This window comes from Rhizobacter sp. P2_D12, assembly GCF_056404395.1.
In genome coordinates, this window is record NZ_JBFUEB010000040.1 from 42,154 (window position 1) to 49,872 (window position 7,719).

The following is a 7,719-nucleotide window of genomic DNA, read 5'->3' on the forward strand; positions in this document are numbered from 1 at the left end:
TCCGGAGCCCCCATGGACCCGTCCGACAGCCCGAACACCGCGACGCTGATGGAGCGGTTGCTGTACGAAGTCAAGCGCGTCGTCGTCGGGCAGGACAAGTTCCTCGAACGCGTGATGGTGGCCATCCTCGCGCAGGGCCACCTGCTGGTCGAAGGCGTGCCGGGCCTGGCCAAGACCATCACCGTCAAGACGCTGGCCACCACGCTGCGCGGCAGCTTCAAGCGCATCCAGTTCACGCCCGACCTGGTGCCCGCCGACCTGGTGGGCACGCGCATCTACAACCAGAAGACCGGCGAGTTCACCACCTCGCTGGGCCCGGTGTTCGCCAACCTGCTGCTGGCCGACGAGATCAACCGCGCGCCGGCCAAGGTGCAGAGCGCGCTGCTGGAGGTGATGCAGGAACGCCAGGTGACGATCGCCGGCGAGACGCACAAGGTACCGTCGCCCTTCCTGGTGATGGCGACGCAGAACCCGATCGAGACCGAGGGCACCTACCCGCTGCCCGAGGCCCAGGTCGACCGCTTCATGATGAAGGTGCTGGTCGGCTACCCGAGCGAGGAAGAAGAGTTCGTGATCGTCGAGCGCGTCACGGGCGATCCGGTGCAGGTGTCGCCGGTGGCCAGCACCGAGCAGCTGGCCGAGCTGCAGCACCGCTGCCGCAGCGTCTACGTCGACCCGGCGCTGATGCAGTACGCGGTGCGGCTGGTCAGCGCGACGCGCAACCCGGCGCGCTACGGCATGGCCGACCAGGCGAAGTTCATCAACTTCGGCGCCAGCCCGCGCGCCACCATCGGGCTGATCGAGGGCGCGCGTGCGATGGCGCTGCTGCGCGGGCGCAGCTATGCGCTGCCGGAGGACGTGCAGGACCTGGTGCCCGACGTGCTGCGCCACCGCCTGGTGCTGAGCTACGAGGCGCTGGCCGAGGGCCTGACCCCCGACCAGGTGGTGCACCGCATCGTCCAGAAGGTGCCCAAGCCGGACAAGCCGATGGCGCACCGGCCCGGGGAGGCCGCCGCGGGGCCGGGGCGGTCATGAACGACAGCGCCGATGCGGTGCTGCGCCGGCTGGAATGGACCGTGATCCGCCGGCTCGACGGCCTGCTGCAGGGCGACTACCGCACGCTGTGGCGCGGCACCGGGCTGGACCTGGCCGACCTGCGCGAATACCAGCACCACGACGACGTGCGCCACATCGACTGGAACGTCACCGCGCGGCTGCAGGTGCCGCACGTGCGCGAGTTCACCGAAGACCGCGAGATGAGCGCCTGGTTCCTGCTCGACCTGAGCGGCAGCGTCGATTTCGGCGGCCAGCGCAGCAAGCGCAGCGTGTCGGCCGAGTTCGTCACCGTGCTGGCGCGGCTGCTGACGCGGCACGGCAACCGGGTCGGCGCGGTGCTGTACGGCCGCGAGGTGGATGCGGTGCTGCCGCCGCGCACCGGGCGCACCCACGTGCTGAACCTGCTGCAGCGCATGCGCGCGCATGCCGCCCCCACCACGTCGGCCACCGACGGCACGCAGCTGGGCGACCTGCTGCAGCGCGCGGCGGCGATGATCCCGCGGCGCTCGATGGTCTTCGTCGTCTCCGACTTCATCAGCGGGCCCGGCTGGGCCGACCCGCTGGCGCGCCTGGCGCAGCGCCACGAGGTGCTGGCGGTGCGGCTGTACGACGAGATGGAACTCGACCTGCCGGACATCGGCCTGGTGACGCTGCAGGATGCCGAGACCGGCGAGCAGATGCTGGTGGACACGCACGACCCGGCTTTCCGCGAGCGCTTCGCGCGCATCGCCGACCTGCGCGAGGACGAGCTGCATGCCGCCTTCGCGCGCGCCGGCGTCGACACGCTGGAGCTGACCACCGACGATGACCTGGGCGAGGCGCTGCTGCGCTTCGTCGAGTTGCGCCGGCAACGCGCCCGCGCTTCGCACGGCGGCGGGATGGCCGCCCACCTGAGACCGCTTCGCCCGGGAGTTGCGGCATGAACTTCGTGTGGCCCCACCTGCTCTGGCTGCTGCTGCTCGTGCCGCTTCTGGTGCTGCTGTACCTGTGGCTGCTGCGCAAGCGCAAGAAGTCGACGCTGCGCTTCGCGAGCCTGGCCATCGTCAAGCAGGCCCAGGGCGGCGGCCCGGGCTGGCGCCGCCACGTGCCGCCGGCACTGCTGCTGCTGGCGCTGTCGGCGCTGATCGTCGCGACCGCGCGGCCGCTGGCGGTGGTGACGCTGCCGCTGCAGCAGGAGACCATCATCCTGGCGATGGACGTGTCCGGCAGCATGCGCGCCACCGACGTGCAGCCGGATCGCCTCACCGCCGCGCAGGAGGCGGCCAAGTCCTTCCTGGTCGAGCTGCCGCGCAGCGTGCGGGTGGGCGTGGTGTCGTTCGCCGGCACCGCCGCGGTGGTGCAGCCGCCGACGCAGAGCCGCGAGGACGTGGTGGCCGCCATCGACCGCTTCCAGCTGCAGCGCGGCACCGCGATCGGCAGCGGCATCGTGCTGTCGCTGGCCACCATCTTCCCCGACGCCGGCATCGACCTGTCGCAGATCACCGGCCAGCGCAACATGCCGCTCGGCCCGAACGACAAGCCGAAGCAGGATTTCGTGCCGGTGGCGCCGGGCTCGTATGCATCGGCGGCGGTGATCCTGCTGACCGACGGCCAGCGCACCACCGGGCCCGACCCGATCGATGCCGCGAAGATGGCGGCCGACCGCGGCGTCAAGGTCTATTCGGTGGGCATCGGCACCAAGGAAGGCGAGACCATCGGCTTCGAGGGCTGGTCGATGCGCGTGCGGCTGGACGAGGACACGCTGAAGAACATCGCCAACCTGACGCGCGGCGAGTACTTCTACGCCGGCACCGCCACCGACCTGAAGAAGGTCTACCAGAGCCTGAGCTCGCGGCTGATGGTCGAGAAGAAGGAGACCGAGGTCAGCAGCCTGCTGGCGGCGCTGGGCGCGGTGCTGGTGCTGCTGGCCGCCACGCTGTCGGTGTGGTGGTTCGGACGCGTCATGTAGCGGCATCGAACGGGCGCTGCGCGTACTCGATGCGGTCGCGTCCGCCGCGCTTGGCCCGGTACAGCGCCGCGTCGGCGGCCGCGATCATCGCCGCCACGCCGAGTTCGGCGGCAGGCTCCAGGCCGATGGCGCCGAACGAGCAGGTGACGGCGATGGGGGTGTCGCCGGCGTGCATCGGCGATGCGGCGATGACGGCGTGGATGCGGGCCAGGCGCTCGCGGTCTTCCGCCAGGTCGCCGCCCAGGCCGGGCATGACCAGCACGAACTCCTCGCCACCGTAGCGGCCGACGGCGTCGTACGGCCGGATGGCCCCCGACAAGCGGCCGACGAACTCGCGCAGCACGGCATCGCCCGCCGGGTGGCCATGGGTGTCATTGATGCGCTTGAAGTGATCGATGTCGGCCAGCACCAGCGTCATGGACTTGCGCTCGCGCCGCGTGCGGCCGACTTCGCGCTCGAGGATCTCCAGGATGGCGCGCCGGTTCCAGGCGCCGGTCAGCGCGTCCTTCGTGGCCTGCTCGCGCAACTGCTCCTGCGAGGCCTCGAGTTCGCGCGTGCGTTCGCGCACCAGGGCTTGCAGCCGCTGCTCGGCACGCACCAGCGCGCGCGTGCGCCACCACGACCAGGCCCAGGCCAGGCCGAGCGCCAGCACCGCGCAGGCGGCTTGGACAGTACGCGTGGCCCACCAGGGCGGTTCGATCTCGAAGTCGAGGGTCACGCGGGTCGACCGCGACCCGCGCTCCAGGTCGGCGGCCCGGGCCTCGAAGCGGTAGGTGCCGGCCGGCAGTCCGGTCAGGCGCACGTCGGGGTGCGCAGCCACGCTCCAGTGGTCGTCGAAGCCGGCGAGGCGGTATTCCAGCGCGACGGCGTTGCGGTCGCGGTACGAGGGGATGCCCAGCGCGATCTCCAGCGCCTCGTGCGACCAGGGCAGCGCGAGGCGGCGATCGACCGGCAGCGAGGTGCCGCCCCGGTTCACCGACAGGATGCTGACGGCGAGCGGCGCCGGCTTGAACAGCGACTGCGGGTCGAGCATGTGGGAAGCGCCGCGGCTGGTGCCGATCCAGATCGTGCCGTCGGTGTCCTCGTACAGGGCGCCGCCCGAGGTGTCGTTCCAGACCAGCCCGTTGCGCTGGTCGAGCAGGCGCCACAGCGTGCCGTTCCACACCGCCACGCCACCGTCGGTGTTGGCCCACAGCCAGCCGCGGCGATCTTCCAGCAGGGCCACGACGATGCGCCCGCGCAGCAGCGACGGTGTGATGTCGCTGGCCGCCAAGGCCTCGCCCTGCGGCACCAGGCGGCGCAGGCGCTGGTCGGCGCTGGCCGTGACGGCGCTGCCGTCGTGCAGGCAGGCGATGGCCGATTCGCGGCCGCCGCGTCCCGCCTCGATCCGGTGCGGCGCGCTCCAGCGCCCGTTCGCCATGCGCGCGACACCCAGGTCGCCGGCGAACCACAGCGTGCCGTCCGGCCCCTGGCACAGGTCCGTGAAGCTGCCCTTGGCCGCCGTGTCGACGCGGCGCGGCAGCGCGCCGGCGACCTCGGGCTGCCAGCGGTGCACGCCGTCGTTGGAGGCGATCCACAGCTCGCCGTCGCGCGCGCGCAGCACGCGGTAGAGGGAGGGCGCTTCGGGCACGCCCAGCACGGTGGCCGGCTGCGGCTGGGCCCCGGCGCTGAAGTGCAGCAGGTTCCCGGCGGCAGTGCCGGCCCACAGCCCGCCGGTGCCGTCCTGCTCGATGCTGGTCACCTCGCGTGCGGCCGGCGTATCGCGGCCCGCGGCGACGAAGCGGCGTGCCGCGGCGTCGAAGACGGCCAGGCCGCCGCCGGTCCCGACGTGCAGGCGCTGCGGCCCGGGCGGCCCGGCGCGGCGAGCCGCCCACACGGTGGATCGGGGCAGGCCGTCGGCGACCGACCAGTTCTCCCACAGGCCGTAGCCGCGCCATTGCAGCACGCCGGCGCCCAGCTGTGCCAGCCAGACCTCGCCGTCGCGATCGGCCAGCATGGCACGCAACCGGCCGCCCAGCGGCAACCCGGCGTCGGCGCCGAAGCGCTGCCACGAGCGGCCGTCCCAGCGCAGCAAGGCCTGCGGCACGGCGGTCAGGATGCGGCGCTGCGCGTCTTCGATCAACGGATAAAGACCGACCGGATCGTCGACGATCTGTGCGTCGCCGCGATCGATGAAGCGCGCGGCGCCGGGCGGCAGCTGCACCACGCCGCGCATGCCGCGCGCCCACAGTGACCCGTCGCGGCTGCGCAGCAGGCGGAACCAGCGCTGGCGCGGCACGCCGCGTTCGGCGCCCCAGACCTCCAGCTGGCCCGCCTGCAGGCGGCACAAGGCCTCGCCGCAGCCGAGCCACAGCTCGCCCTCACCCGTCGCCAGCACGCTCGACAGACCGGGCACCGGCAGCTGCACCGCGCCGGCACTCACCTGCCAGTGGACCCCGCCGTCGCTGCTGGCCACGGCCAGCAGCCGGCGGTCCCCGTCGACCACCCACAGCCGGCCCGCGGCGTCGAGCGACAAGGCCTGCGGAGAGAAGACGGCGATCGGCTTGCCGTCGTGGTCGATGCGGCTCAGCGCCCCGTTCTGCAGCACGAACAAGCCGTCGTGGGTGCCGATCCAGACCCGGCCGGCCGCGTCGGCAGCGAGCGCGATCACGTCGATCAGGCCCTGGTCGCCGCCGATGCGCTCGAAGCGCACCCCGTCGAAACGGTAGAGCCCGTTCTCGGTGCCGGCCCAGAGGAAGCCGGCATGGTCCTGCACGAGCGCCTTGGCGGCCAGGTTGTTCAGCCCGTCGGCCGGGCCGTACTCGCGCAGCGACATCTGCTCGGCGTGCGCGGCGAAGGCCTGGCCGGCCAGGCACACCCACCACCAGGTCCGCCAGGCTCGCCGGCCGCGCGTCACGCCGGCGCCTCGAAACGCACCGTGGCACGCAGCCCACCCAGCGGCGACTCGCCCAGCACCACCGTCGCGCCGTGCTGCCGCGCGACGCCGCGCACGATGGCCAGGCCCAGGCCCGTGCCGGGCTCGTCCTGCGCGGCGCGGCGGTAGAAGCGGTCGAACACGCGTTCGCGCTCCTGCGGGGGAACGCCGGGCCCGGCATCGTCGACCTGCAGCAGCGCGGCGCCCTCTTCCTGCGTGACGCGCAACTCCACGCGCGAACCCGGCGGCGCATGGCGCACCGCGTTGTCGGCCAGGTTGCGCACCAGCACCGACAGCGCGGTGCGGTCGCCGCGCACCGGCACCGGCACATCGGCGAACAGCGCGAACTCGGTGTGGCGCGACAGCGCGAACGCGGCCGAATCGGCCAGCACCTGGCGCACCACCTCGGCCAGGTCGACCGGCTCCATCGGCTGCGGCGGCGCGCCCGGCTCGGTGCGGGCCAGCGTCAGCAGCTGCTCGACCAGGCGCGCCGCGCGGTCGATGCCGGCGCTGAGCGCCGCGACCGCGTCGTCGCGCACCGCGGCGTCCGGTGCGCGCTTGAGCATCTGCAACTGCAGCTTCAGCGCGGTGAGCGGAGAGCGCAGTTCGTGCGCCGCGTCGGACACGAAGGCGCGCTGCGTCTCCAGCGACTCGCCCAGCCGCTGCAGCAGGCCGTTCAGCGCACCGACCAGCGGCGCCACCTCGTCGGGCAGGCCCTGCTCGGGCAGCGGCTCCAGCTGCTGCTCGCCGCGCTCGCGCAGCTGGGCGGCCACGCGGCGCAGCGGGCGCAGCGTCAGCGCCGCGATCCAACCCATCGCCAGTGCCATCACCGGGGCCAGCACCAGCAGCGGCGCCACGCTGCGCAGCGCCGCGCCGGCCGCCAGGCGCCGGCGGATCTGCACCGGCTGGGCCACCTGGATCACGCGATCGCCGGTGGCGACGCTGAAGGTGCGCCAGGTCTGCCCGCCGTTGTCCACGCCGGCCTGCACGTCGGCCAGGCCCAGCAGCACCCGGTTCGGCAGGTCGGCGTGGTCGCGCGTGGCGTAGATGCGGCGGCCGTCGACGCTCCAGATCTGCACGATGAAATCGAACTGCTCGTCGGCCAGCGCGTTCATCTGCTCGGGCGCGATCTCGCCCTGGTCGCGCAGCGACAGCGCCATCTGGCGCAGCTGGTAGTCGAACAGCGCCTCGGTCTCCATCAGCACGCCGCGGTACGTGATGGCGCCCATGATGGCGGCGGCCACCACCAGCATCGCGAGCAGCGCCAGCAGCAGGCGCAGGCGGATCGATTTCATCAAGGCGGCGTACCGGCCGAGCCGACGTAGTAGCCGACGCCGCGCATGTTCTGGATGAAGTCGGCGCCGAGCTTGCGGCGCAGCTGGTGGATGTAGACCGAGACGGCATTGCTCTCGATCTCTTCGCCCCAGCCGTAGAGGCGGTCTTCGAGCTGGGCGCGCGACAGCAGCGCGCCGGGGCGCACCATCAGCGCCTCGAGCACCGCGAACTCGCGCGCCGACAGCAGCACCGGCTTGCCGTCGCGCGTGACCTGGCGGGTGGCCGGGTCGAGCGTGACGCCGCCATGCGACAGCAGCGGCTGGGCGCGGCCGCTGTGGCGGCGCAGCACGGCGCGCATGCGGGCGCTGAGTTCGTCGAGCTCGAAGGGCTTGACCAGGTAGTCGTCGGCACCGGCATCCAGCCCGGCGACGCGGTCGACGACGCCGTCGCGCGCGGTCAGCACGATGACCGGCGTGGTGTCGTGGCGGGCGCGCAAGGCCCGCAGCACGCCCAGGCCGCCCTGCTC

At 72.9% G+C, this 7,719-nt stretch carries 6 protein-coding genes; 3 read left to right on the plus strand and 3 right to left on the minus strand.

Annotated elements, in window-relative coordinates; genetic code table 11:
• Positions 1–12 precede the first annotated feature (12 nt).
• The 3 genes from AC1DYN_RS15405 to AC1DYN_RS15415 are packed head-to-tail and all read left to right on the plus strand — an operon-like array spanning position 13 to position 3,004.
• Entirely contained in the window at positions 13–1,035 is a 1,023-nt protein-coding gene (locus AC1DYN_RS15405; RefSeq protein WP_477960987.1) for an AAA family ATPase, read from the plus strand.
• On the plus strand, positions 1,032–1,979 hold the full coding sequence (locus AC1DYN_RS15410; protein WP_477960989.1) for a DUF58 domain-containing protein: 948 nt from the start codon (positions 1,032–1,034) through the stop codon (positions 1,977–1,979). Before AC1DYN_RS15405 ends, AC1DYN_RS15410 begins: the two co-directional genes overlap by 4 nt.
• Positions 1,976–3,004 carry a VWA domain-containing protein gene (locus AC1DYN_RS15415; RefSeq protein WP_477960991.1) on the plus strand — a complete coding sequence of 343 codons (1,029 nt, stop codon included), beginning with the start codon at positions 1,976–1,978 and terminating at the stop codon, positions 3,002–3,004. Before AC1DYN_RS15410 ends, AC1DYN_RS15415 begins: the two co-directional genes overlap by 4 nt.
• Here AC1DYN_RS15415 and AC1DYN_RS15420 read toward each other — a convergent pair.
• The 3 genes from AC1DYN_RS15420 to AC1DYN_RS15430 all read right to left on the minus strand — a co-directional run.
• A complete protein-coding gene (locus AC1DYN_RS15420; protein ID WP_477960993.1) occupies positions 2,997–5,900 on the minus strand; it encodes a ligand-binding sensor domain-containing diguanylate cyclase in 2,904 nt (967 codons plus the stop codon). The two genes, AC1DYN_RS15415 and AC1DYN_RS15420, sit on opposite strands and share 8 nt — an antisense overlap.
• The gene (locus tag AC1DYN_RS15425) at positions 5,897–7,213 is read right to left on the minus strand and encodes an ATP-binding protein (RefSeq protein WP_477960995.1); all 1,317 of its coding nucleotides are present in this window, start codon (positions 7,211–7,213) and stop codon (positions 5,897–5,899) included. The genes AC1DYN_RS15420 and AC1DYN_RS15425 overlap by 4 nt, the downstream gene beginning before the upstream one ends.
• The coding region (locus AC1DYN_RS15430; RefSeq protein ID WP_477960997.1) for a winged helix-turn-helix domain-containing protein at positions 7,213–7,719 on the minus strand (507 nt) is incomplete at its 5' end. The genes AC1DYN_RS15430 and AC1DYN_RS15425, both read right to left, overlap by 1 nt.

What these genes read in the sequence shown, in the direction of transcription:
- AC1DYN_RS15405 (WP_477960987.1), top strand. Translation starts at nt 13, where the DNA reads ATGGACCCGTCCGACAGCCCGAACACCGCGACGCTGATGGAGCGGTTG.
- AC1DYN_RS15410 (WP_477960989.1), top strand. Translation starts at nt 1,032, where the DNA reads ATGAACGACAGCGCCGATGCGGTGCTGCGCCGGCTGGAATGGACCGTG.
- AC1DYN_RS15415 (WP_477960991.1), top strand. Translation starts at nt 1,976, where the DNA reads ATGAACTTCGTGTGGCCCCACCTGCTCTGGCTGCTGCTGCTCGTGCCG.
- AC1DYN_RS15425 (WP_477960995.1), bottom strand. Translation starts at nt 7,213, where the DNA reads ATGAAATCGATCCGCCTGCGCCTGCTGCTGGCGCTGCTCGCGATGCTG.